At 59.6% G+C, this 19,613-nt stretch carries 35 protein-coding genes and 2 pseudogenes; 30 read left to right on the top strand and 7 right to left on the bottom strand.

From position 1 onward, the window contains the following. Window positions 1-78 precede the first annotated feature (78 nt). From O0882_RS12670 to O0882_RS12690, 5 genes and pseudogenes are all read right to left on the bottom strand, one after another. Window positions 79-798 (bottom strand): hypothetical protein, encoded by a 720-nt coding sequence (locus tag O0882_RS12670; protein ID WP_289948404.1) that lies wholly within the window; start codon window positions 796-798, stop codon window positions 79-81. A 52-nt stretch (window positions 799-850) separates the two neighbouring features. Next, window positions 851-1,015, bottom strand: coding sequence for a hypothetical protein (locus O0882_RS12675; protein WP_289948405.1), 165 nt, complete (start codon window positions 1,013-1,015; stop codon window positions 851-853). A gap of 26 nt (window positions 1,016-1,041) precedes the next feature. Further along, a pseudogene (locus O0882_RS12680) lies at window positions 1,042-1,275 on the bottom strand (helix-turn-helix transcriptional regulator); the annotation flags it as partial. Window positions 1,276-1,351: 76 nt separating this feature from the next. Beyond that, window positions 1,352-1,567: a hypothetical protein gene (locus O0882_RS12685; RefSeq protein WP_289887106.1), complete on the bottom strand. Its 216-nt coding sequence runs from the start codon at window positions 1,565-1,567 to the stop codon at window positions 1,352-1,354. A gap of 17 nt (window positions 1,568-1,584) precedes the next feature. Then, a complete protein-coding gene (locus O0882_RS12690) occupies window positions 1,585-1,875 on the bottom strand; it encodes a hypothetical protein (RefSeq protein WP_289948407.1) in 291 nt (96 codons plus the stop codon). Window positions 1,876-1,990: 115 nt separating this feature from the next. On the opposite strand from O0882_RS12690, the gene O0882_RS12695 reads away from it, so the two are divergent. Next, window positions 1,991-2,257: a hypothetical protein gene (locus tag O0882_RS12695; RefSeq protein ID WP_289948409.1), complete on the top strand. Its 267-nt coding sequence runs from the start codon at window positions 1,991-1,993 to the stop codon at window positions 2,255-2,257. Window positions 2,258-2,294: 37 nt separating this feature from the next. Here the strand turns inward: O0882_RS12695 and O0882_RS12700 are convergent, their stop codons facing one another. Further along, entirely contained in the window at window positions 2,295-2,630 is a 336-nt protein-coding gene (locus tag O0882_RS12700; protein WP_289948411.1) for a hypothetical protein, read from the bottom strand. Between the two features lie 99 nt (window positions 2,631-2,729). Here O0882_RS12700 and O0882_RS12705 point away from each other — a divergent pair, with 99 nt between their 5' ends. The 21 genes and pseudogenes from O0882_RS12705 (at window position 2,730) to O0882_RS12805 (ending at window position 15,057) form a co-directional block, all read left to right on the top strand. Next, the gene (locus tag O0882_RS12705) at window positions 2,730-3,437 is read left to right on the top strand and encodes a S24 family peptidase (protein ID WP_289948412.1); all 708 of its coding nucleotides are present in this window, start codon (window positions 2,730-2,732) and stop codon (window positions 3,435-3,437) included. After that, window positions 3,434-3,745, top strand: a complete 312-nt coding sequence (locus O0882_RS12710; RefSeq protein ID WP_289948414.1) for a hypothetical protein — start codon at window positions 3,434-3,436, stop codon at window positions 3,743-3,745. The genes O0882_RS12705 and O0882_RS12710 overlap by 4 nt, the downstream gene beginning before the upstream one ends. Next, window positions 3,742-4,065, top strand: a complete 324-nt coding sequence (locus O0882_RS12715) for a hypothetical protein (protein ID WP_289948417.1) — start codon at window positions 3,742-3,744, stop codon at window positions 4,063-4,065. The genes O0882_RS12710 and O0882_RS12715 overlap by 4 nt, the downstream gene beginning before the upstream one ends. Window positions 4,066-4,166: 101 nt before the next feature. Beyond that, entirely contained in the window at window positions 4,167-4,985 is an 819-nt protein-coding gene (locus tag O0882_RS12720; protein ID WP_289948419.1) for a hypothetical protein, read from the top strand. Next, window positions 4,985-5,830, top strand: coding sequence for a hypothetical protein (locus O0882_RS12725; RefSeq protein ID WP_289948421.1), 846 nt, complete (start codon window positions 4,985-4,987; stop codon window positions 5,828-5,830). Before O0882_RS12720 ends, O0882_RS12725 begins: the two co-directional genes overlap by 1 nt. 121 nt (window positions 5,831-5,951) lie before the next feature. After that, window positions 5,952-6,230: a hypothetical protein gene (locus O0882_RS12730; RefSeq protein ID WP_289948423.1), complete on the top strand. Its 279-nt coding sequence runs from the start codon at window positions 5,952-5,954 to the stop codon at window positions 6,228-6,230. Between the two features lie 161 nt (window positions 6,231-6,391). Further along, window positions 6,392-6,574 (top strand): hypothetical protein, encoded by a 183-nt coding sequence (locus tag O0882_RS12735; RefSeq protein WP_289948425.1) that lies wholly within the window; start codon window positions 6,392-6,394, stop codon window positions 6,572-6,574. A gap of 91 nt (window positions 6,575-6,665) precedes the next feature. Continuing rightward, window positions 6,666-6,899, top strand: a complete 234-nt coding sequence (locus O0882_RS12740; protein WP_289948426.1) for a hypothetical protein — start codon at window positions 6,666-6,668, stop codon at window positions 6,897-6,899. A 145-nt stretch (window positions 6,900-7,044) separates the two neighbouring features. Then, window positions 7,045-7,224 carry a hypothetical protein gene (locus tag O0882_RS12745; protein ID WP_289948428.1) on the top strand — a complete coding sequence of 60 codons (180 nt, stop codon included), beginning with the start codon at window positions 7,045-7,047 and terminating at the stop codon, window positions 7,222-7,224. A 397-nt stretch (window positions 7,225-7,621) separates the two neighbouring features. Next, a complete protein-coding gene (locus tag O0882_RS12750; protein ID WP_289948429.1) occupies window positions 7,622-8,080 on the top strand; it encodes a hypothetical protein in 459 nt (152 codons plus the stop codon). Then, the gene (locus O0882_RS12755; protein WP_289948430.1) at window positions 8,077-8,301 is read left to right on the top strand and encodes a hypothetical protein; all 225 of its coding nucleotides are present in this window, start codon (window positions 8,077-8,079) and stop codon (window positions 8,299-8,301) included. The genes O0882_RS12750 and O0882_RS12755 overlap by 4 nt, the downstream gene beginning before the upstream one ends. Then, window positions 8,298-8,429 carry a hypothetical protein gene (locus tag O0882_RS12760; RefSeq protein ID WP_262984173.1) on the top strand — a complete coding sequence of 44 codons (132 nt, stop codon included), beginning with the start codon at window positions 8,298-8,300 and terminating at the stop codon, window positions 8,427-8,429. The genes O0882_RS12755 and O0882_RS12760 overlap by 4 nt, the downstream gene beginning before the upstream one ends. Next, window positions 8,426-8,650, top strand: coding sequence for a hypothetical protein (locus tag O0882_RS12765; RefSeq protein ID WP_289948436.1), 225 nt, complete (start codon window positions 8,426-8,428; stop codon window positions 8,648-8,650). Before O0882_RS12760 ends, O0882_RS12765 begins: the two co-directional genes overlap by 4 nt. Window positions 8,651-8,759: 109 nt before the next feature. After that, window positions 8,760-9,899, top strand: coding sequence for a RecT family recombinase (locus tag O0882_RS12770; protein WP_289948438.1), 1,140 nt, complete (start codon window positions 8,760-8,762; stop codon window positions 9,897-9,899). Further along, a complete protein-coding gene (locus O0882_RS12775; protein WP_102293746.1) occupies window positions 9,896-10,543 on the top strand; it encodes a lambda exonuclease family protein in 648 nt (215 codons plus the stop codon). Before O0882_RS12770 ends, O0882_RS12775 begins: the two co-directional genes overlap by 4 nt. Beyond that, complete coding sequence (locus O0882_RS12780; protein ID WP_289948440.1) at window positions 10,540-11,814, top strand: hypothetical protein; 1,275 nt, start codon at window positions 10,540-10,542, stop codon at window positions 11,812-11,814. Before O0882_RS12775 ends, O0882_RS12780 begins: the two co-directional genes overlap by 4 nt. Window positions 11,815-11,845: 31 nt before the next feature. Next, entirely contained in the window at window positions 11,846-12,598 is a 753-nt protein-coding gene (locus O0882_RS12785) for a KTSC domain-containing protein (RefSeq protein WP_289948441.1), read from the top strand. 28 nt (window positions 12,599-12,626) lie between these two features. After that, complete coding sequence (locus tag O0882_RS12790; RefSeq protein WP_289948443.1) at window positions 12,627-13,088, top strand: DUF1367 family protein; 462 nt, start codon at window positions 12,627-12,629, stop codon at window positions 13,086-13,088. 27 nt (window positions 13,089-13,115) lie between these two features. Then, window positions 13,116-13,820 (top strand): hypothetical protein, encoded by a 705-nt coding sequence (locus tag O0882_RS12795; protein WP_289948445.1) that lies wholly within the window; start codon window positions 13,116-13,118, stop codon window positions 13,818-13,820. A gap of 13 nt (window positions 13,821-13,833) precedes the next feature. Continuing rightward, window positions 13,834-14,724 (top strand): annotated as a pseudogene (locus O0882_RS12800) (recombination-associated protein RdgC); the annotation flags it as partial. A 108-nt stretch (window positions 14,725-14,832) separates the two neighbouring features. After that, window positions 14,833-15,057 (top strand): DNA translocase FtsK, encoded by a 225-nt coding sequence (locus O0882_RS12805; protein ID WP_289948487.1) that lies wholly within the window; start codon window positions 14,833-14,835, stop codon window positions 15,055-15,057. Here O0882_RS12805 and O0882_RS12810 read toward each other — a convergent pair. After that, a complete protein-coding gene (locus tag O0882_RS12810; RefSeq protein WP_289948446.1) occupies window positions 15,047-15,766 on the bottom strand; it encodes a hypothetical protein in 720 nt (239 codons plus the stop codon). The two genes, O0882_RS12805 and O0882_RS12810, sit on opposite strands and share 11 nt — an antisense overlap. A 196-nt stretch (window positions 15,767-15,962) precedes the next feature. On the opposite strand from O0882_RS12810, the gene O0882_RS12815 reads away from it, so the two are divergent. Genes O0882_RS12815 through O0882_RS12850 form a run of 8 tightly spaced genes read left to right on the top strand, consistent with a single transcriptional unit; the run spans window position 15,963 to window position 19,493 of the window. Next, window positions 15,963-16,484, top strand: a complete 522-nt coding sequence (locus O0882_RS12815; protein WP_289948448.1) for a hypothetical protein — start codon at window positions 15,963-15,965, stop codon at window positions 16,482-16,484. Beyond that, entirely contained in the window at window positions 16,481-17,119 is a 639-nt protein-coding gene (locus O0882_RS12820; protein WP_289948450.1) for a hypothetical protein, read from the top strand. The genes O0882_RS12815 and O0882_RS12820 overlap by 4 nt, the downstream gene beginning before the upstream one ends. Beyond that, on the top strand, window positions 17,116-17,238 hold the full coding sequence (locus O0882_RS12825) for a hypothetical protein (RefSeq protein WP_289898320.1): 123 nt from the start codon (window positions 17,116-17,118) through the stop codon (window positions 17,236-17,238). The genes O0882_RS12820 and O0882_RS12825 overlap by 4 nt, the downstream gene beginning before the upstream one ends. Before the next feature lie 9 nt (window positions 17,239-17,247). Then, entirely contained in the window at window positions 17,248-17,574 is a 327-nt protein-coding gene (locus tag O0882_RS12830; RefSeq protein ID WP_289948452.1) for a hypothetical protein, read from the top strand. Then, the gene (locus O0882_RS12835; protein ID WP_289948453.1) at window positions 17,571-17,813 is read left to right on the top strand and encodes a hypothetical protein; all 243 of its coding nucleotides are present in this window, start codon (window positions 17,571-17,573) and stop codon (window positions 17,811-17,813) included. Before O0882_RS12830 ends, O0882_RS12835 begins: the two co-directional genes overlap by 4 nt. Further along, window positions 17,810-18,970 carry a hypothetical protein gene (locus O0882_RS12840; protein ID WP_289948456.1) on the top strand — a complete coding sequence of 387 codons (1,161 nt, stop codon included), beginning with the start codon at window positions 17,810-17,812 and terminating at the stop codon, window positions 18,968-18,970. The genes O0882_RS12835 and O0882_RS12840 overlap by 4 nt, the downstream gene beginning before the upstream one ends. Continuing rightward, on the top strand, window positions 18,967-19,269 hold the full coding sequence (locus O0882_RS12845; RefSeq protein ID WP_219726802.1) for a hypothetical protein: 303 nt from the start codon (window positions 18,967-18,969) through the stop codon (window positions 19,267-19,269). The genes O0882_RS12840 and O0882_RS12845 overlap by 4 nt, the downstream gene beginning before the upstream one ends. 5 nt (window positions 19,270-19,274) lie before the next feature. Continuing rightward, window positions 19,275-19,493 carry a DUF3596 domain-containing protein gene (locus O0882_RS12850; RefSeq protein WP_289948461.1) on the top strand — a complete coding sequence of 73 codons (219 nt, stop codon included), beginning with the start codon at window positions 19,275-19,277 and terminating at the stop codon, window positions 19,491-19,493. The last annotated feature ends 120 nt before the right edge of the window (window positions 19,494-19,613 follow it).

Consider the following 19,613-nt stretch of genomic DNA (forward strand, 5'->3'; position numbering starts at 1 on the left):
TGGCAGCAGACCTAGCGCGGCCCGCTTGAGGCGGGCGAGCTCCCACGTTTAATGCAGGTAAATCGAGGTGCAGGACATTCATGGCTGCGCTCCCTTAGCTGCCAGTTCGGCCACGCGCTTAGCGCCGGCGGCGTTATAGCGGAACGATTCGACCTGCTTATTCGAGCTGCGCGACTTGTCGAGTACGAAGATGCCGAATTCCGGCACCTTGAGCCCGTACGCATTCGATATGCGGCCGACCATAGCACTACTGATGCCCAGCTCAGCGCCGATCTCGGTTGCGGACTTCGTGGCTTGATCGAGCGTCGGCAGCGCCAATACTTCGGTGCCAGCAGCAGGATTAACCAATTTGGCATATATCACTTGCTGGGCCGCGACGCTCAGGCTCGGGAAGCGGTCGCAGATGCCGCCAGCGATCTTTGCGGCGATCTCGATCGCGCGCGCCTGGCGGAATGCCGACAGCGCCGGGTCGGCGGTGATGCGGGCGCGCGGCGCCGGAACTGCTGCGGCCTCGATCTCGGCCAGCCGATCGTATACCTTCGTTTGCACTGCGAGCGATTCCGACATCACCATCAACTCGGCCTCGCGCTTCGGCAAGTGATAGCACGGATTTTTCTTCTGGTTTGCCGCCGTGTAGTAGCCGGAAAAATTTCCCGCTACTACTCCAGGGTGTTTCTCGATGCGCTTCATGAAATCGGAATGCGCCAGTTCGGCGCGGCCGGGCTCGCGCATGGCATTAATCAGGCCGACCAGCTCGACGCTGGACATGGTTGGCTGGTGGTGTACAATCTTGGACATTGATTTCCCAATCAAAGTGTTTTAAGGAAGCCCGCCTGCCAGCGGGCTTTTTTCATTTCTGGCCTTGCAGTTCCTGAAGCATTGCTTCGTAGTGCTGGCGCGTCCGCACGTGGCCGGGGTCGACCGCCAGTTCACGCTCGACATGCTCTTGCTGCTGGGCGCCCTGCTCGGCCTGCGCCGGCGCGCCGCCTTCCGGCTGCATCGTCGTCCAGGTCAAGCTGGCACCTCGGCGCGAGCGATGCGCTTGAGCTCGCGGATCGACACGTCGAACACCTCGTGCATGCGGATCAACAGCGAGGCGCCGATCGGCAGGCGGCCGTGGCGAATCTTGGAAATCACTGGCGGCGCCACTTCCAGCGCGCGGGCCAGGGCGGCGTCGTTCTTCGGGCCTTTGGCAAGCAGCGTGTCGAGCAGCTCGTTGTTGCCAGCAGCGTTGTCCAGCGAGCGATACGGCGTAATTGCAGTTGTTTGCGTCATGTCATGTTCCTAATTGATGGTGATTAAAGTGGCCAAATCCGGCCATGCGATGCTGTAGCTGTCGGGTGCGGGTTCGTTATGGCGGCTCGCGCCGCGGCACCTCGTACTTCTTCGCCACCCTGTCGGTGGCATCGCGCCATTTCTGGCGCGCCTCCTTGTGCGCGGCCTTCGCCGCGCTCTCGCCCTCCCCGTCCTTGGCGCCCTGCAAGTCTTTCTCGGCCTGCCGGTAGATCATCGAACGCTGGAAAACCAGCTCCTTTTCCTCGGCCGTGACCTCAGCTGCTCTATTCAATAGCTGCCTCCATGCCGTTAAACCCGCATCCGCACGACGCGCGGGACGACGCCAAAGCACGGGCGCGGTGCCGGCACAATCTGGGCCCTGCTATTTATTGATTTGGGCCTAGCTCCGCTGGAAAACGGCGGCGTATCATTCCGTTTCGGCCTGGCGTCCAGGTGATCGCGGATGATTACGATCGTGCATTCGTTCAGCACGTCGCTGACGGTCTTGCGCATCGCAGTGCACGCGGCTTGCAAGGCATCTTTGTTCTCGTCGGTGATGTAGCCTTTGACGAGCGCGGTACGTTTTTGCTTCTGTTTCATGGTTTTCTCCTGGTGGTCGGTGTTACAGGGTTTGCGTACAGCGAAAAATAGGCAGAAGTTGCCAACGTGTTAAATTTCTATTTCTACATGTCAATTCACAGGAAAGGCAACCTCCATGGAAAACGAAACTTATGTGGTCAGGCTCGCGGTGGACGCGAACACGTCGGTGCCTTGGCCTAAAGACGTGCCAGCGCCGGCTGTGGGCGACAAAATAACTGGCTTAATCCACGGCCTCGCAGTCAAAGGAACGGTGGTCGAACGTGAATGGGGTGTCGACTTCGCTCCCGGAAAAGCTGTGATTGCCTCCGTGCTGACAATCACCGTGGAATCTCAATCAGTGGCGCAACCAAAACAGGCAAAAGGCCACCCGCCGAAACCTTGACGGCATTCGCGCGGCGAGGAAATAGGGATCAGGCGGATCATGGCTTGGCACTCACTTCAATGCCGACAGCGGCGCGCGCAGGCACGGTGTCGAAGATGGCGTTGGTGGTGGGCGGCTGGCGGCCGGCGTGGCCTGGCGCTGGAACCGGATCAGTGGCGCGGCGTGGTGCTACCTCGTGGCTGGGTACCCAAATATCGGGCCGAAGATCGCAGAGAGTGAGCTTTGGCTCAGCTGCGACAAGCTTCTTGCAAAGCTCGGGGCCGGCCCGGCGATGGCCTCCTCCAATCAGGTAGAGGTATGCAACCGAAGTTCCAGCGGCGTCGGCCAAGATTTTGCGGTCGCAAGGCGCGGCTTGCTTGAGGTAATTTTTCATATCCATTCCACGACTTTACCATAAAGATAAACTTTCTAGTGGAATTTATTTATCTTTTTGGTTGTTTATCTTTTTGTTAAATTAGAAGACCATCACGCGATGACAAGAGAAGAAATCAGACGAGAGAACGCCCGCGCCCTTGCCGACCTTGCAGGCGGCCAGGTGGAATTCGGGCGCGCCCTCAATATGGTCCCGTCGCAGGTAAGTCAAATAATTGGCAAGACGCCAATAAAAAACATCGGGAATTCAATCGCCAAGCGTATTGAGCAGGCTTTCGAGAAGCCAACTGGCTGGCTTGATGTGAGGCATGCAGTGGATCAGAGCGACGGACATGTCGACGCGCCTGGCGCGCGGCCGGTGACTGACGATGATGATATGGCCCCTGTTATGGTCGCCATACGCATGGTTCCCGAACATTTACGGGCGGGAATTACCGGCTTCGAGGCAGATAGCGTTTTTGATGACGTCGGGCATTTACACGTGCCTCGCCAGTGGCTCGAAGAAAACGACCTCACTACCCACCAGCTGCTCGCGATCAAAGTAAAGGGCGAAAGCATGGTGCCGATGATGTACGAAGGCGACGTGGCTGTCGTCAATACAAAAGATACGAGCCGTGTGAGTGGCGGCGTTTTCGCACTGAATTACAAGGGCGAGTCGGTGGTAAAACGCCTGCGCTACGAACGGCGCGAATGGTATCTGGCGTCCGAAAACCCCGATTTCCAACAAGAGCCGTGCCGCACTGGCGACTGCAAGGTAATCGGCCGCGTTGTCCGTTTCGAGCCACGTAATTTCAAGGATCGACTGTGAGTCCCGCTCCTGGCAGCCGCGATGCGGCGCGGCCGACGATCTTCAAGGTTATTTTCCCTGGTCTTGTGGCAGCTGTGACGGCGCTACTTTTCTTTGGGTATTGGTCGTTGCACCGTGAGCCGGTCGGCGCAGCTCCAAGTCGCCTGCAAGTAGACGCCCAAGAGAAATCCGCAGCCAAGGATGCGATTGAGCTTTGCTGGGGCCGTGCTAAAGCGTTGCCATCGGGATCGGGCGAAGCACAAATTGCCCAGGATGCATGCCAGCAGATGCAAGTGCAATACGAGCAAACCTATCGACTGACACCATGATCCTAAAATCAATTTTCGTCGCGGCAGGCTTGGCCCTATCACTTGCCGCTAGTGCCGCGCCCTGCAACAAGATGGCGGCCCAAGACGTGCAGCGCGGCCTCAGCGAATTCGCCAAGTCGCACATCGAGGGCGACCACCTCACCGTGCATTGGACGTATGCAATCGAAAAGCAGCCCGAGGCGAAGCGACTGAAGATGATCACGACCTATGCTGATATGGATGCGTGCCTGGGTGGTACTGCGCGGGAAATCATGTTCTATCGCAAGGGTAAGTTGATGGGGCTTGCCTCACCGACTTCCGGCGTAAGGCTGGTGAAATAAATATTAAATTCACTTTTTTGACTCAACAGTGAATATTTTCGCCCCAGAGAAATCTCAAAGAAAAGCTGAAAATTCGTTGCATATTAAAGGGTGTAAAGCTTATGATTCAGGTGCTTACTGTGGATGCATACAGTGGTTTTCTTGCTTTTATGGGCGAAGGCGCCAAAGCCGGCGCACAGCCAATTTTCATAGGTAGAATCGTTTGGCCCGGGGATGATCAGCCATCAGACGCCGTTATTAAGCTATATAAAATAGATACTTGCGGCATTGCCAATGAGGCAATTGGATTTGCGGCGAATCGCGCACGAGGGGTTATGCAGCCAGAAAAAGGTGCTGTGTTGCTTTTAACCCGCGAGGCAATGCCGGATCTCGGCTTGGATATCGAAGAATATATAGATAAAGAAACTGGCGTATGCGCATGCTGGGCAACATCTTTTGAACAAGGTGCAGAACCATTCAAATTTATACGGAGACTTTCGACATTCTCTCAAAAGCAGTCGGATGCATTTTATAAAAGTAAATTTTGTAAGCTACTCGCCGGGGTTGATTACGTAACAGGGAATAGCGATCGCCACGAGGGAAATTTTTTATATAAAGATGATCTGAAATATCTTGCCATCGATCAAGGCTGTGTTGGAGGCGGCCTAACATGGCATAAGATGTGGCCTGACCCTAGTCCTAGAAATGAAATTTCTATTTTAGCTCAAGAAAATTTAGGATCGTCGCATTTGGCAGAATGGCAAACCGGTGCGATTCTTGAGTATGAGATTGCCCAGCAGGGTTGGAGTAAAATTCTCGACGATATCGCCAAATCACTCCCAGGCCTACTCGACGCTGATGGCATTTCTTCAATAATTGATTATATGACGGGGCGTGCGACTGGATCAGAATTCGCGGTCAGTTGCGGAAGGTTAATCTGATGAATTTTTTGGAACTAATTAAGCGAGCATCACCGTCTCCTGAACCATTGTTCACAGGAAAGTGGGCAACGCTCATTTTCCGACCGGACTTAGGGAGCCAGCAGGAATTCATTGTCGGTGTAATTGCATCCATTAATGGCGACACCAGTCCGCAAATCAAGTGGCTTCCCAGCCTATCCCGTCTTAGCGCATTATATGGCGAAGCTCTCACAACCACTGAAATTACCGCACTTCTATCGGGAAGTGAGCAAGCGATACGATTTTCATACGCATCTACGTTAGAGAAAATAGATAGCGGAACACCTCATGTAAGCGTAAGGCCTTGCGGATACATGGCAACGCATAATATTGATTTAGAGTTGATTTCATTACTTAAACGCCAGTCTGGCGCAATATGGCAAGAGCCACAGGCGCGCGAGCAGACCATGGATGATGATTGGGCATATTCGGTTATGCTCAATGCGGTTTCGGCCATACAATCTCAATCGAATCTGTGGATACCACATCGAACGCTTACCCTTCAAAATAAGACACTTTCAGTTGCGCTTGATAGTGGGAAGAGTTACGCAAACATTATTTCTGCGCGATATTCGTCATACCAAACTGTCGAGCGACATATATATACTTCAATGCTTCAAGTTTCAACGGCGCACAGGCTTTCATCGCGATCATCGCCCCCTGCACTTTTCGTTGTCCTTCCAGACGCCAAAACATCGGAAGAGGCACTTACATCGAAGAAAACAGCCAATTTACTTAGAGAAGTTGAGGATTCTGGATTAATGCAGTTTTGCGAACCATCGCCAGCAGATTTGGCTCTAAAATTAGGCGCGTGGGCTAGCTTATAATTCTATCTTTTTTTTGGGTGGGCGGCGTCTTATCCGCCCGCCAGTCACGGAATTTTTTCCGTAGTATTGTCGAATCCCCCAACCTCTTCCCTGAATTCGACTTGTCGCGCATAATGCATTTATGCAACTATGCGCCGCCATCATCAAGATCAAGCAAATCCAGTTGGCCGTGGTCCAGGTCGAGCCAGAGCATACCTGGCCGTCTACTGGTCCGGCCGCGCTGATGCATGCGCAGCGGTTCTTCCCTACCCTACCTATTTTGCTGCTGTCGCCGCGCGTCGGTGGCTTTTCGCGCAGCTACTCAACGTTCGACATCGCACCGCTGATCAAGCAGATCAACGCTGACGAAATCGAGTGGCAGGCCTACCGGCCGCCACCACTACCCGAACTACCCTTCTAAGCACCAGTGCCAGCCTCGACGTTTCGAGGCTTTTTTTCGTCCACAGATTTGCCCAAAACTGCGCCAAAAATAAATAATTAATCTTTTTGGTAAATTCATCTTGCTGCATGTTTATCTTTTTGGTAAAGTCACCTCATCAAAAGCAAACACAGGAGTACGACATGTCCCGCACCCAAGCAATCGCACTGATCAAGGCCAATGCCGCGAAAGGCGACATCAAGGCATGCACGCGCCTCTTCGTTGAAAACCGCATCAGCCGTGCCGTGTACGACCAAGCTGTGGCCGACGGTCGCTCGCTGGGTGAACTTGTTGCAAAGCGTGATGCAGCCCGGAGCGCAGCATGAGCCCCGCCGAACTCGCAGCACTCGAAGCGGTCCTCATTGCCCACGGCGAAGTGATCCCGGCAATCGCAGTCCCAGCGCGCGGCTGATCGCCATGAGCGCCCGTGACGCCCTGCCCGGCCTGTTCACCGCCCCACCGGTGCGCGCAACGCTGCGCAAGTACAGCGTGTCGATCAAGTTTGAGGATGGGAATTTTGAGGCAACTGCCTGGGCAGGAAGCCCGAATCAGGCGCATGAGCTGGCGCGAGTAGATGCGCGCATGGCGTCTTGCACCGGCACGTTTTATGGCCGCGAGCTGGGCTGGGCTGCAGAGCTGGCAAAGATTTAGCGGTCGCCCGCGCCGTAGTTCAAGGCGGGACAGGCCGGCGGGCCGGATAAATGCCCTGTGGGATCAGCATGCCCCGATTGATCTTCGTGAGGATCAGGCGCCCGGGGAAGCCCGGCGCCGCAACCAACCTTGAAGGAAATACAGCATGTCGAATTTCAAAAAAGATCAGAAGGTGAATGTGAAGGGCACGAAGACCCACCCGGCAGCGCGCCCTGGCAAGTTCGTGCAGGCGCACCCAGGCGCCCGCGGCGACTTCCTGGAAGTGCTGCTGGACGGCTCGACGCAAAGCCAGCGCTTCCGCCCTTCGCAGGTGTCGGCCGCCTGATTTACCGGCGCGGCCTGTCGCCCAGGCTGCTGCCCCTGCCCTGCGCCAGGCGAGCGCAGGAACCACATGGCTGCTGACTGCCGAGGAACCTAGACCACACAGGTAAAGCTGGTGCAAGCGGGTGGGCGGATCGGAGGGGTAGTCGGCAGCCATGTGGTGAATGCGCAGGCTGATGCGCTGCCCTACGCGGGGCGCTTCTCAACCGGCACCCAGCCCGGAGAGGCCATGCAGGCGAAAGCCGATTGGAATATTCAAGCTGGAGATCAGCACCGGCCGCCACACGCGCTTCCTGGCGTACGCAGGAACGAATGCCCCGGAGTGGCTCAGGGCCGGACAGCAAGGGCCGGACCTGGCCGAGTTCGATTCTCGGCAGGGGCGCCAGATCATAACCAGGAGAGTGGCCATGCGCCAAGTTCAAGTTTTCAAGTGGATTCAAGAAAGAGACGGCGACGGCAAGCTGAAAAACGTCCGCGCCCAGGATGGCATGGCCACATTCCATCAGTTCGGCGCCGCCTATGAAGAGTTCGAGAATGGCGCTGGCAATTACGCGATCGCCATCATTGAGCGCGACGACGGCAGTGTGCAGCAGGTCAATGCCGACATGATCCAGTTCACCGCGCCGCCGGCCGGCGGTGCACACATCGGCGCCGAGTGGGAGCGAGTCAGCGAAAAAGACGCCAGCTTTTCTCGTCTGCGCGTCCCGACCGGCTGGCTGGTGCGCGAGATACTTGAATGCGCCCACATCGGCAACGACAAAAACGAATACATCACGACCGGTTACGACTGGCGCGTGGCGCTGGCCTTCGTCCCTGATCCTGATGGCGTGTGGCTGGCAGCGCAAGGCGGCGCAGCATGATCGCCGCCCGCAACGTCACCGCCGGCCGCCAGTCCCGCCTGGCCGTGTCTGCCGCCCTCGCTTTTGCCCACCAGGACGCTGGCGTCGAATCGGCGCTGAACAGTGGCTGCCTGGACGCGACCGAGCAGATTCCGTGCGGCGCCTGTTACGGCGTGCTGGCCACGGCCAATCGCAACGGTATTCGACTGATGCTGGCGGGCCGCGAAGGGAGCGCATCGTGAGCTACATCATCACCATTCGAACCGCCGACGGCGTGCGCAGCTATCCCGCCATTGGCGACCTGGGTGCGCTGCAGGACGCGGCCTATGACGATGGCGCCCTGGGCGTGACGGCGATGGTGCGCAAATGATCGCCCTCTTCCACCGCCTGCTGGCCGCCCACCGCCACTACCAGGCGCAGCACCAGCACCGCATGAACAAGATGCGCCTGGCCGGCATGCGCCGTGAGCTGGCCGGGCTGGAAGAAATGCGCAAGGAACTGATCACCGCGCAGATCGAAGCGCTGATTGACCTGGACGTCTCGGCCGCGCAGTTGCAACGCGCGGGCCGCGCCCGCCGGGAGGCGCAATGAGTGCAATAGGCCAGGCATACCGCAACTGGCGCGCCGGCCACCCCATCGGTCACGCCGTTCGCCTGGCGCTGTTGAAGGCAGAAATTACAAAACTCACAAGGAAAACGTCATGAACGCAGTTACGCAAGAAAGCCGCACCGCCATGCAGGCGACGCAATACGAACAAGGCGACCTGCCCATCGTGGCCACCAGCAGCGCCTCACTGATCCTGGACAGTGCAAGCATGGACAGCATGATGCGCCTGGCCGACATCATGGCCAAAGGCCGCGCCACCATCCCGGAGCACCTGCGCGGTAGCCCGGCCGACTGCGCCGCCGTCATCATGCAGGCCATCCAGTGGCGCATGAATCCCTTCGCGGTGGCGCAGAAAACGCACTTGGTCAACGGCGCTCTGGGCTACGAGGCGCAGCTGGTAAATGCCGTGATCCAGTCGAGCGGCGTCACGCGGGACCGCTTCAACTACGAATGGTATGGCCCTTGGGAAAAGATCATCGGTAAATCCAAGGTCTGCACCGCGCCGGCGAAGGGCACGAAGGGCGCTGCTGACTACAAGAAAGAATATCAGTTCCGCGTGCCGGACTACGACCTCAAGGACGAGGATGGCCTGGGCGTGCGCATCTGGGCGACGTTACGCGGTGAGGCTGAGCCACGCGTGCTCGAACTGCTGCTGGTGCAGGCCAGCGTGCGTAATTCCCCGCTGTGGGCGACCGACCCGAAACAGCAGCTGGCGTACCTGGCCGTGAAACGCTGGACCCGCCTCTACTCCCCCGACGTGATCCTGGGTGTCTACACCCCCGACGAGCTGGACGAAGGCAACCGCGAGGCCCGCGATATTACGCCGGATACGGGAGGCATGCGCGCACCAGCGCCAGCCCAGGCATCGCAAGCATTGATCGACGCGGCCGAAGCGGCCGCAGGCAAAGGCGTAACTGCGTATCAAAAATTCTGGACTGACACTGGCGTACCGAACCGGAAAGCCCTGGCTGCCGATCACGAAAGACTGAAAGCAAAAGCTGTGGCTGCCGATCAAAGCCGTACGGTTGATGCGGCGCCGGCGGCCAGTGCAACCCCTCCCCCACTCTCGCATGAAATGGAAGAGTTGGCTGCCGACCTTGGCGCGGTCGCTGACGAGGGCCTGGAAGCATTTGTTGGCGCTTGGGATCGGCTCTCCAAGACCACGCAGGACAAGCTGGCCGGCGCCTACCCTGCAATGAAGGCACGCGCAGAAGCTGTCGAGGTGTCCAAATGATCATCCTTACCTGCGAGCAAGGAAGCCCCGAATGGCATGCCGCCCGAGCCGGGGTAATCACCGCCAGCATGTTCGTGGTGGCGCGCGCTAAGCTGAAATCGGGTGCAAACAAGGGCCAGCCCACGTCAGCAGCCAATGATTACGCCTTCCGCCTGGCCATCGAGCGCATCAGCGGCATGCCGCTCGACGAAGGATTCGAAACCTATGCCATGCGACGCGGCCATGACCTGGAGCCGGCCGCACGCCATGAGCACGAGGTGCAAAGCGGTCACGTTGTTGAACGCGCTGGCTTTGTCCTTACCGAAGATCGCTTGTTTGGAGCCAGTGCGGACGGGCTGATCGGCGATGACGGAGGCAGCGAATACAAATGCCTGATCTCACCCGAACGCCTCCGCGACGTTCTGATAAACGGCGATTTCAGCGAATTCATGGACCAGGTGCAGGGCTGCATGTGGATCACTGGCCGCCGCTGGTGGGATTTTTGCCTGTACTGCCCTGCTCTGGCTCCAGTCGGCAAAGAGCTGTGGTTCCGTCGCGTCGAGCGCGACGACGCCTACATCGACGCGATGGTGCTCGACCTGGTCGATTTTGAAAAACTGGTTACTGAAAACGAAACAATTTTACGAATGAAGGAGGCAGCATGATCACCGAAACCACCCAGGCCACGCCGGCTACCACCGCCCTCACCCTGCCGCAGCGCGCTGCCGTCGCGCTGGGCGCCGTGGACTATGAGGCAAAAATCAAGGAGCAGGTTGCCGCCTCGACCGATATTACTGCCGTCATCGATCCCGCCGGCCGCGAGCAGGCGCACCGCATCGGCATGAACCTGCTGAAACTGCGCACCGGCATCAAGGCCGTCGGCGAGGCCGCACGCAAAGACGCGACAGACTTCAGCAAGGCGGTGATTGCAAAGGAAAAAGACCTGATTGCGTTGATCACGCCAGAAGAAAATCGCGTGTTCGAGCTGCGCGACGCCTACGACACCAAAGTCGAGGCCGAAAAGCAAGCTGCGATTGCGAAGGAGCGCGAACGCATTACTGCGATCCAGGCTGATATTGCGGCAATCCATGATGCGCCGCTGGAACTGGTGGGCAAGTCCGCTGCCGATATTCAGGCGGCTGCAGCTACCGTGGCTGCCATCCTCGTGGATAAGGAACGCTTTGCCGAATTCGAGAAGGATGCTGCCAAGGTCGTTGCCGAAGTGAGCGCCAAGCTGGCCAGCCTGCATGCCGCAGCAGTGGAGAACGAAGAAGAAGCCGCCCGCATTGCCGCCGAGCGCGCCGAGCTGGCGCAACTGCGCGAAGCGGCTGCCGAGGCACGGCGCATCGCCCAGGTGGAAGCTGACCGCATCGCTGCCCAGCGCCAGGCCGAAGACGACCGCCGCGCGGCGCTGGCCGCCGAGCAGGAAGCAAAGGAGCTGCGCCAACGCGAAGCCCATGCTGCTGAATTGAAAAAGCAGGCAGACGCACAAGCCGAGCAGAACCGGCTGGAGCAAGCGGAAATCGCACGCCAGCGCCAGGAATTGCTGGATATGCAGGCTGCAGCAGCCGAAGCCACACGGCTGGCCCAGGTCGAAGCCGACCGCCTGGCCAATGATGCTGCGCAAGCCGAGAAGGCCGCGCAGCTCGCCGTAGCGCGCGCCGCCGAGCCGCCCGCCGCCCAAGTTGCGGCGCTCACGCCAACCGCCCCCATCGGCATGCGCCGCACACCTGCGCCCATCCCGCCAGCGCCGAGCCGCCCAGCGCCAGCACCGGACCTGCTCGACGCCGCTGCCGATGACCTCTACCCATCCGACAGCGACATCCTCGATTTGATGTTCGACCAGTTCGGTCTGACGGCGGCCGAGGCCATTGACCGCCTGGCCAAGTTCGACTTTGCCGCCGCGCGCGCCGGCCTGATCACCGAAGCCGCATAACCACCGCCCCAACCTTTACTAGGAGAACATTTTGAGCACCACACCTCAAATCGTCATGCACCAGGTCGAGTCCAGCCAATTTGCAGCCATCGGCCACGTGCCAGAACTGAACGTGCTGGCCATCCAGTTCCACCCGAAGAAGTCGACCGGCCAGAGCGACATTTACCACTACCAGAATTTCAGCGCCGATCTGTTCGCTGAATTCCTGGGCGCCGAATCGCAAGGCTCGTTCTTTATCCAGCGCATTAAGAAGTTTGCTGCTCAGTTTCCATACTCGAAGATCGATCAGGCGGCTTTCAACCACACCGCGCCGCAGCCGGCCGTCAAACCGGCCAGCTTGGCCGAAGCCGCCCCGGTCAAGCTGAGCAAGGAACTGCTGGCCGGCCTGCTGACGGGCCGCGAGTACGGCAAGGAAATGGCCAAGGAAGAACAGCAGCAGGCCAGGGCGGCCGGCCTGATCGTGATCTTCGGCGCCAGCGACGACCTGATGGAGTTCCGTGGCTTCGTGGACGACGAGCGCGGCGCGCCGACCATCGCTCTGCTCGACGCCAAGGGCTTGCTGCCATTCCGCGAGGATATCCAGCACGACGACGATGCGCTCAAGGATTATTTCGCCAGGGCGCCGCAGGTGCGCGCCGTGGATGCCCTTTGGGCCAAGGAAGACGGCTACAGCTGGACCTACCGCACCGACGTGCCGCACGCCACCTTCGAAATCGCGGAAGACGGCGAGCCGTATTGCCGCGGCATCGTGATCGACGTGGCCGACCTGGTGCCAGCGGTGTGATGGCCCGGCACCGTGCGGGAGCACCGCCTTGACAGAAATCGTGCTCATGAAAATGGCCAATATCCTCGTGCCGCACGACGAGGCGGCGGCCGACTTCATCCAGAAGATGAAGGCCGGCGGGCTGATGCACGCCGACTTCAAGAAGGTACGGAACTACCAGTTCCACAAAAAATACTTCGCCCTGGTGACTTTCGCCTTTGATCAGTGGGAACCGCGCGGCGGCCTGACCTACCAGGGTCAGCCAGTGGCAAAGAACAAGGAGCGCTTCAGGAAGGACATAGCGATCCTGGCCGGCTTCTTCGAATCGACGGTGAACCTCAAGGGCGACGTACGCCTGGAGGCGAAAAGCATTTCGTTTTCGCAGATGGACGAGATCGAGTTCGAGGCGCTTTATAGCGCAACCATCGACGTGATCTTGTCCCGGATTTTGACCAAATACACCAGGCAGGACCTGGACAACGTAATTAACCAGCTGCTGGCATTCACGTGAAAGCCGGCGGCAGCAACGAGGAAGATCATGGACCAACTGAAAGAGGCAGTCGCCACAGCGTTTGACAAGGTAGTCGCATCCGGCGCCATCGAGGAAGCAATTCATAAGCAGATCGGCGCGGCCGTCACCGCCGGCATCAACGAGCACCTGCGCGATTACAGCGACTTCGGCAAGGCGCTCAAGGCCAAGATCGGCACTCTGATCGAAATCGACCTCGACACGATAGACCTGCCGTCGTACCGCCAATTGGTGGGCGACATCATCAAAAAGCGCGTCGGCGCAGTCATGTCCACGGAATTCACCGAGAAACTGGACAGAGATATTGCCGAGCTGCTGGCACCAGCGCCGGCCACGATCACGCTGCAAGAGCTCCTGGATGAATTCATCGAAAGCAAGAAAGACGCGTGGAACGCACACCAACTGCGCGGCAAAAAATTCAAGCTGAACATCAACCGTAGCGACCGGCACGATGGCTACATCGATATCTCGATCGATGAAGACCCTGATCAGGAACGACATACCTCTTGCGCAATCCATTTGCGGATCCGTGGCGACGGCGAGGTGTGGGGCCTGAGCCTGGGCGGCGCCGATATCAAAAACAAGATTTTCGTCGGCCCGCTCTTCAATTTTGAAAAGCGCCTGTTCCAGATGTACACGGCAAAGACGCGCCTGATCATCGACGCAAACGCGGATGCTGACGACTTCGACACCGCCTTCCCATACAACGATTAAGCGAGCAGCCGCCATGTTTTTTAAGAATCTCCAGATTTATCGTCTGCCCGCCCCTTGGGCCATGACAGCCGCCGTGCTCGAAGAAGCGCTTGCGCAGCAGCAGTTCACGCCCGCCACCAGCATGGACCTGGTGCGTCAGGGCTGGGCCGCGCCGCGCGGCACCGGCGCGCCGCTGGTGCACACCGTGGGCGGCCAGTTCCTGCTGCAGCTGAAAACCGAGAAGAAGCTGATGCCGTCGACCGTGATCAACCAGGTGGCCGCCGCCCGGGCGCTGGAAATGGAAGAAGCCCAGGGCTTCGCGCCCGGCAAGAAGGCCATGAAGGAACTGAAGGAGCGCGTCACCGACGAGCTGCTGCCGCGCGCGTTCGCCATCCTCAGCACCACGGCCGTGTGGATTGACCCGGTGAACGGCTGGCTGGTGGTGGATGCGGCCAGCCCGGCCAAGGCCGACGAAGTCGTCAAGCTGCTGCTCAAGTCCGTCGACAAGCTGCCGCTGGAAAGCCTGCGCGTCATGCGCTCGCCGGTGGGCGCGATGACGGAATGGCTGCAGGCGGACAAATCCCCTGCCGGCTTCACGGTCGATCAAGACGCGATCATGCGCGCCACGGGCGAAAGCAAGGCCCAGGTGGCCTACAAGCGCCACACCCTGGAAGCGGACGATATCCGCCGCCACATCGCCGCCGGCAAGCAGTGCACGCGCCTGGCCATGACCTGGAGCGACAAGATTAGCTTCGTGCTGAACGAGAGCCTGGCTATCAAATCGGTGAAGCCGCTGGAAATTATCAAGGAAAGCGCCACGCGCAACGACGACGAGCGCTTCGACAGCGACATGGCGCTGATGACGGGCGAGCTGGCGAAGATGCTGGCCGATCTGGTCGAGGTGCTGGGCGGCGAAGTGGATGCGTTGGCGCCTGCGGAGCACCCGACCGTCGACGCGACGCCGGCCAAAGGCCACGAGCCTGTGCGCGAGCAGCGCGTAGTACTGGAATTGAACGGCCAAGCGCCCGGCACCGTGCCGCCAGGCGACGGCAGCACGACCGATCCGCTGTACGACCAGGCCGTCGAGGTCGTACACACGCACCAGCGCGCATCGATATCGCTGGTGCAGCGCCACCTGCGGATCGGCTACAACCGGGCGAGTAACCTGTTGGAAGCCATGGAGGCGCTGGGCGTGGTAAGCAGTATGACTTCCAACGGTGTACGCGATGTGCTTGACACAGCAAGAGCTAGGTCTTGAATGGCGTGAGTTTGAACCAGGTCGGCACCAATTTTGCCGGCCACTCCCATCCGAAGGAAAAAGTAAAAGAAAACAGGAAGGCCCAGAATATGAAAAGTGCAATCCCGACATATATAGGAATCCGGCTGACCGATGGTTTCCATAGAATCAACCAATCGACTAGTTTTCCAAAAAACCCTGAGCCTCGCCTAAGCAATTCTTGTTTAGTCTCGGCCCGCACGGCACCACTCACTTGGGACAAAGGATCAGCCGTCCGTGCTTGCGTGCAATTTGCGGCTTGCAGAGTAGCGGCATCAGCAGGGCTTAGGTCGTTGCCGTCTGCCGTGAAAAATTGGGTAACGCGCTCATGATCCTTTAGCTCGTCCAGTAACCAGACCTCTAAGGTTTTTGCGGCACGCTCCCAACGAATTTGCCAGAACTTCGAGCCTGCTGCCATACATATCTGGGCCCATGAGACAAACATGCCAATCAAACAAAGTGCAAACGATACAACTGCCGCAGCGGAACCTCCGGACTGGACCAGGCCTGCGATCAACACGCCTTGGAAGATCATGAAGAAGTTGTTGCGCTGTGTCAGCTGATTGATTTCGAATTCACGCTGCCTTAAAGCAAGTTCGAGCGCCTTATCCAGGCTTCCCATAGCTGAGAGTTCTTCCGCTGGAGTAGCCATATATTCATCTGTAAAGTTATTAATTAGAAATAATAACATGACAATTCAACGACCTATCCTCTTTAGTGCCCCGATGGTGCGTGCCCTACTTGATGGCAGCAAAACACAGACGCGCCGCCTCATGAAGCCGCAGCCGGAGCCTGTATCACATCGCCCAGGGGACTACCAGTGGCCTTGCAACGCATTCCAGTCGATGGTGAGCGTTGCGGATACGCGTGCACCTGGCGCCCATGGCATGGCTGGCGACGCGTGCCCACACGGCGGACATGGTGACGGTCTGCGCGTGCGCGAGACATTCTTCGCCTACGGCCGCTGGGTGACGCGCTACAGCCAGAAGAAGGGCCGCGACGAATGGCACTTCATCGACATGACGGCCGAATGCGACCGCACGTACCAGTACGATGCCGATTCCCCTGACGTGCCGCTGGCGGCCGGGCGCGGCGGCGCGCTGCCAGGCTGGTACAAGCGTCCCTCTATCTTTATGCCTCGCGCGGCCTGCCGGATCCTGCTGGAGATCGTGTCGGTGCGCGTCGAACGCCTGCAGGACATCAGCGATGCCGACATTGTCGCCGAGAGCATCGATATGGAAGCGCTGGCGGAATCGCAAGATCGCTACGACATCGTGTGCAAAGGATCCGGCGCGAGTGGGCGAGCGACCCTGCGCACAGCATGGCGCGAGCTGTGGGAATCGACCGGCGGCGACTGGGAAGCCAATCCGTGGTGCTGGGCGATTACCTTCAAGCGAGTGACGCCATGAAGCGCCTGCTTGCCTATGAAGTCCGCGAACCCGGCGAGGGCCATTGCGTCATCGCCTTTGCAACCAACAGCGCTACAGCACGGCGCGAAGGTGGGAATGACCTGGACTGCTCCTTCAACGAAGTCGAATCCTGCAACCGCCGCCCGCAGTTCGACCAGTACGCACCCGGCCCGGTGCCGAAGACCGTGCTGATCGAGCATGGCTGGTGGTTCGAGTGCCACCACTGCAGCCGGCGCGTCAGCGACGACATGCAGCAGGAAGCCGAGGACGAAGGTGAGGAGCACGAGCAGCTGGAAGTCATCACGGATGGCGATGCCGTCTACTGCAGCCATGGCTGCGTGATGGGTGAATTTGTCGAGCGGCGCGCCCAAAAGGCTGCACAAGCGGCCCTAATTGAATTCTTCTCGCTCATGTATCCGGACTGCGCGATCGGAAGCATTTGGGTAAGCCGCGCGCCACTGCAGGGACCTAACAGACTGGGCCACGCCCAGGCGCTCCTCTACTTCAAGTTTCCAGGCGCGCAGCACGACGCGACCTTTACGTTCGGCGAAGACTGCATGCGCATCTCGCCTGATGACAGGCCAGCTTTCTACACTTGGCGCGGCATCAAGATGCCCACCACGGAGGCAGCATGACCGATGACGACGAAGTGCCGAATAGCGAGCGCAGCCCCGGTGCCGCGCGCCTGGCGGCGGCCCTCATCCTGATTTACGTGGCGGCGACCCTGGCGGGCGTCCTGGCCGCGACAACCTGAAAGGTAAATATGAAAACAATAATCGAAGCCGTGCAAGTCGAGCGCCGTGAGGATGGTAGCTACTTCCACCCTGCCCTGGTCAACTCGCCGGACGATGACAGCGCCGTAGCTTTCAGCGCCTGGTTGGCGGAATGCGGCGTCGAAGTCACTCGCGTCTGGATGGAGGTCGACGCCGCACCGCTTTGTGGGCGCTACATGGACGACGATACCGACGCACTGAGGGAGTGGCAGCCCACCGCGCCAGCCGGTGCAGGCTGGTTCCTCCTGGCCATCTTCGACACCGAGGACGATGGTCCCGTAGCGTACTTCGTCCGGCCAGCGCCGGCGGCGACGTGAGTAACCGCAGCCCCGCGCCGCCGCCGGAGACCCCGGCCGAGGCCGCCTACAAGCTGGACCGCGCCGTGCTGCGCGCGATCCACACCGGCCAGCCCGTGCTGTTCGAGGGCAAGCAGCACCACTTGCGCGGCATGAGCACGCAGGTGCAGGGCGGCGGCGTGTCTTCCGTGATTTACCTGATGGGCGACGCTACACCGCGCCAGCCCAGCGATATAACCTTTGTGGAGCAAGCAGAATGATCGACCTCTTAGACCTTGTCCGCAGCATTGCAGCCGCCGCGGCGCGCGCTGCCGAAAACAAGCACTACCCCTCCCCCTGCAGCCAAGGCTCGCCACTGCTAGCTAGCGTGCGCCAGGCCTGCGTCGAGCGCGGCTACACCGCCGGCGGCCTGGCCGTGCCGGGCGTGACGGCCGACGCGGAGCCAGCCGAATCATTCCAAGACCGCGTGCAGCCCTGGATGATGGCGTGCTTCGGTGCCGAAATCTCCGCCGACGGCGCCGAGCGCAATCACCGTTTCCTGGAAGAATCACTGGAACTGGTGCAGGCATGCGGCCGCACGGCCAGCGAGGCGCACCAGCTGGTCGACTATGTGTACGGCCGGCCAGTCGGCGAGCGCGCGCAGGAAGTCGGTGGCGTCATGGTCACGCTGGCCGCCCTGTGCCTGGCCCAAGGCTTGGACATGCACGCCACTGGCGAGACGGAGCTGGCCAGGATCTGGACGAAGGTCGAGGCGATCCGTGCCAAGCAGGCGGCCAAGCCAAAGCACTCGCCGCTGCCAGCTGCTGCGCCTCAGCCGATCATCGGGCGGCTGATGGATCAAATCTCGGCGCTGCCTGTCTTGTGGGGCCTAAACGAGCCGGGCGCGCTGCTCCGCAACAGTGACGTGTTCCGCGTGCTGGTCGCTGCTGGCCGCGAGCAAGCTGCCATAGCAACCGTCCCGGCGCGCAGCGATGTCGAAGACACCTGCGCCGAAATGCGCGCGCTGTGCAGCTCCTGCGGCGGTACGGGTGATGTGCACCGCGCAGACGGCGAATGGCTGGGCGAATGCACTTGCATTCATGGCCAGGCCCAGCGCCGGGAGCAGCAAGCACAGGGCGAACACCCGGCGCCGTGCGCGCGCAGCTGTGAAGCGCCAGCGTTCCAAAGCCTGGTGCGCGCGCGCGATGCGCGCATTGCGCAGCTGGAGGCTCAGCTCGTGCGCCGTCGCACACCACTCTCGCCTGAAACGCAGCAGGCCATCGCGGCTGCGCGCGCCGCTGGCCAGACCATCGTGGCGACGCCGGCCGGCCTGGTCTTCATGAACGAGGGCGCCGAGCCAGGCAGCGGCGAGCTGGACTGCCCTGAATGCGGTGGCAGCGGGCATGCCGGTGATGTGGCGGCCGGGAGTGCGCCATGAACATGAGCGAGCACGACGTGGTGGCCAGGATGGTTGCCGCAATCGAGCGTGCGCACCAGCCCCTTACCTGGGTGAAGCTGGAGCGCTACGTCGAAATATCAGGTGATTCCGTCGATTCCGTGCAGGCCCGCCGCAAGGCAGGCAAGTGGCTCGACGGCAATCAATGCAAAATTGTGGATGGCCGGCTGTGGATCAACCTGCCGGCAGTAGAAGAATGGGTAGCAAAATGGGAACAAACAAGTCCAGCCCGCCAGGCGTCGAACTCCGGGCGGGCGTCCAAAGCGAATCGATCCGCATAAAATTTATGTACCGGGGAACTGAGTGCCGGGAAACGTTGAAGCTCGCGCATACGAAGGCAAACATCAAGTATGCCGAGCGCTTGCGCGGCGAGATCCTGAATGCGATCGCGCTGGGCAATTTCAGCTACGCCAAGTATTTTCCCGATTCGACGCAGTTGAAGAAGTTCGGCTTGCAACCTCGGGGCAAAGATGTAACCGTTGGCGACCTGCTTAAACAGCAGTGAGGTGTACTGTCAATAGCGGACACTCTTGTTTCAAGCCGCCCGTAGCTGTTTGCTGAATTTTTCAGCGAACAACGCGGGTGGAACATTGCCGAGGCGCGAGTGGCGCCGCTGGCGGTTGTA

Origin of the sequence: Janthinobacterium sp. SUN073, assembly GCF_030397665.1 — a bacterium.
In the GTDB taxonomy this organism is placed as follows: domain Bacteria; phylum Pseudomonadota; class Gammaproteobacteria; order Burkholderiales; family Burkholderiaceae_D; genus Janthinobacterium.

What these genes read in the sequence shown, in the direction of transcription:
- O0882_RS12670 (WP_289948404.1), bottom strand. Translation starts at nt 798, where the DNA reads ATGTCCAAGATTGTACACCACCAGCCAACCATGTCCAGCGTCGAGCTG.
- O0882_RS12690 (WP_289948407.1), bottom strand. Translation starts at nt 1,875, where the DNA reads ATGAAACAGAAGCAAAAACGTACCGCGCTCGTCAAAGGCTACATCACC.
- O0882_RS12695 (WP_289948409.1), top strand. Translation starts at nt 1,991, where the DNA reads ATGGAAAACGAAACTTATGTGGTCAGGCTCGCGGTGGACGCGAACACG.
- O0882_RS12700 (WP_289948411.1), bottom strand. Translation starts at nt 2,630, where the DNA reads ATGAAAAATTACCTCAAGCAAGCCGCGCCTTGCGACCGCAAAATCTTG.
- O0882_RS12705 (WP_289948412.1), top strand. Translation starts at nt 2,730, where the DNA reads ATGACAAGAGAAGAAATCAGACGAGAGAACGCCCGCGCCCTTGCCGAC.
- O0882_RS12715 (WP_289948417.1), top strand. Translation starts at nt 3,742, where the DNA reads ATGATCCTAAAATCAATTTTCGTCGCGGCAGGCTTGGCCCTATCACTT.
- O0882_RS12720 (WP_289948419.1), top strand. Translation starts at nt 4,167, where the DNA reads ATGATTCAGGTGCTTACTGTGGATGCATACAGTGGTTTTCTTGCTTTT.
- O0882_RS12725 (WP_289948421.1), top strand. Translation starts at nt 4,985, where the DNA reads ATGAATTTTTTGGAACTAATTAAGCGAGCATCACCGTCTCCTGAACCA.
- O0882_RS12730 (WP_289948423.1), top strand. Translation starts at nt 5,952, where the DNA reads ATGCAACTATGCGCCGCCATCATCAAGATCAAGCAAATCCAGTTGGCC.
- O0882_RS12735 (WP_289948425.1), top strand. Translation starts at nt 6,392, where the DNA reads ATGTCCCGCACCCAAGCAATCGCACTGATCAAGGCCAATGCCGCGAAA.
- O0882_RS12740 (WP_289948426.1), top strand. Translation starts at nt 6,666, where the DNA reads ATGAGCGCCCGTGACGCCCTGCCCGGCCTGTTCACCGCCCCACCGGTG.
- O0882_RS12745 (WP_289948428.1), top strand. Translation starts at nt 7,045, where the DNA reads ATGTCGAATTTCAAAAAAGATCAGAAGGTGAATGTGAAGGGCACGAAG.
- O0882_RS12755 (WP_289948430.1), top strand. Translation starts at nt 8,077, where the DNA reads ATGATCGCCGCCCGCAACGTCACCGCCGGCCGCCAGTCCCGCCTGGCC.
- O0882_RS12765 (WP_289948436.1), top strand. Translation starts at nt 8,426, where the DNA reads ATGATCGCCCTCTTCCACCGCCTGCTGGCCGCCCACCGCCACTACCAG.
- O0882_RS12770 (WP_289948438.1), top strand. Translation starts at nt 8,760, where the DNA reads ATGAACGCAGTTACGCAAGAAAGCCGCACCGCCATGCAGGCGACGCAA.
- O0882_RS12775 (WP_102293746.1), top strand. Translation starts at nt 9,896, where the DNA reads ATGATCATCCTTACCTGCGAGCAAGGAAGCCCCGAATGGCATGCCGCC.
- O0882_RS12780 (WP_289948440.1), top strand. Translation starts at nt 10,540, where the DNA reads ATGATCACCGAAACCACCCAGGCCACGCCGGCTACCACCGCCCTCACC.
- O0882_RS12795 (WP_289948445.1), top strand. Translation starts at nt 13,116, where the DNA reads ATGGACCAACTGAAAGAGGCAGTCGCCACAGCGTTTGACAAGGTAGTC.
- O0882_RS12810 (WP_289948446.1), bottom strand. Translation starts at nt 15,766, where the DNA reads ATGTTATTATTTCTAATTAATAACTTTACAGATGAATATATGGCTACT.
- O0882_RS12815 (WP_289948448.1), top strand. Translation starts at nt 15,963, where the DNA reads ATGGCTGGCGACGCGTGCCCACACGGCGGACATGGTGACGGTCTGCGC.
- O0882_RS12820 (WP_289948450.1), top strand. Translation starts at nt 16,481, where the DNA reads ATGAAGCGCCTGCTTGCCTATGAAGTCCGCGAACCCGGCGAGGGCCAT.
- O0882_RS12825 (WP_289898320.1), top strand. Translation starts at nt 17,116, where the DNA reads ATGACCGATGACGACGAAGTGCCGAATAGCGAGCGCAGCCCCGGTGCC.
- O0882_RS12830 (WP_289948452.1), top strand. Translation starts at nt 17,248, where the DNA reads ATGAAAACAATAATCGAAGCCGTGCAAGTCGAGCGCCGTGAGGATGGT.
- O0882_RS12840 (WP_289948456.1), top strand. Translation starts at nt 17,810, where the DNA reads ATGATCGACCTCTTAGACCTTGTCCGCAGCATTGCAGCCGCCGCGGCG.
- O0882_RS12845 (WP_219726802.1), top strand. Translation starts at nt 18,967, where the DNA reads ATGAACATGAGCGAGCACGACGTGGTGGCCAGGATGGTTGCCGCAATC.
- O0882_RS12850 (WP_289948461.1), top strand. Translation starts at nt 19,275, where the DNA reads ATGTACCGGGGAACTGAGTGCCGGGAAACGTTGAAGCTCGCGCATACG.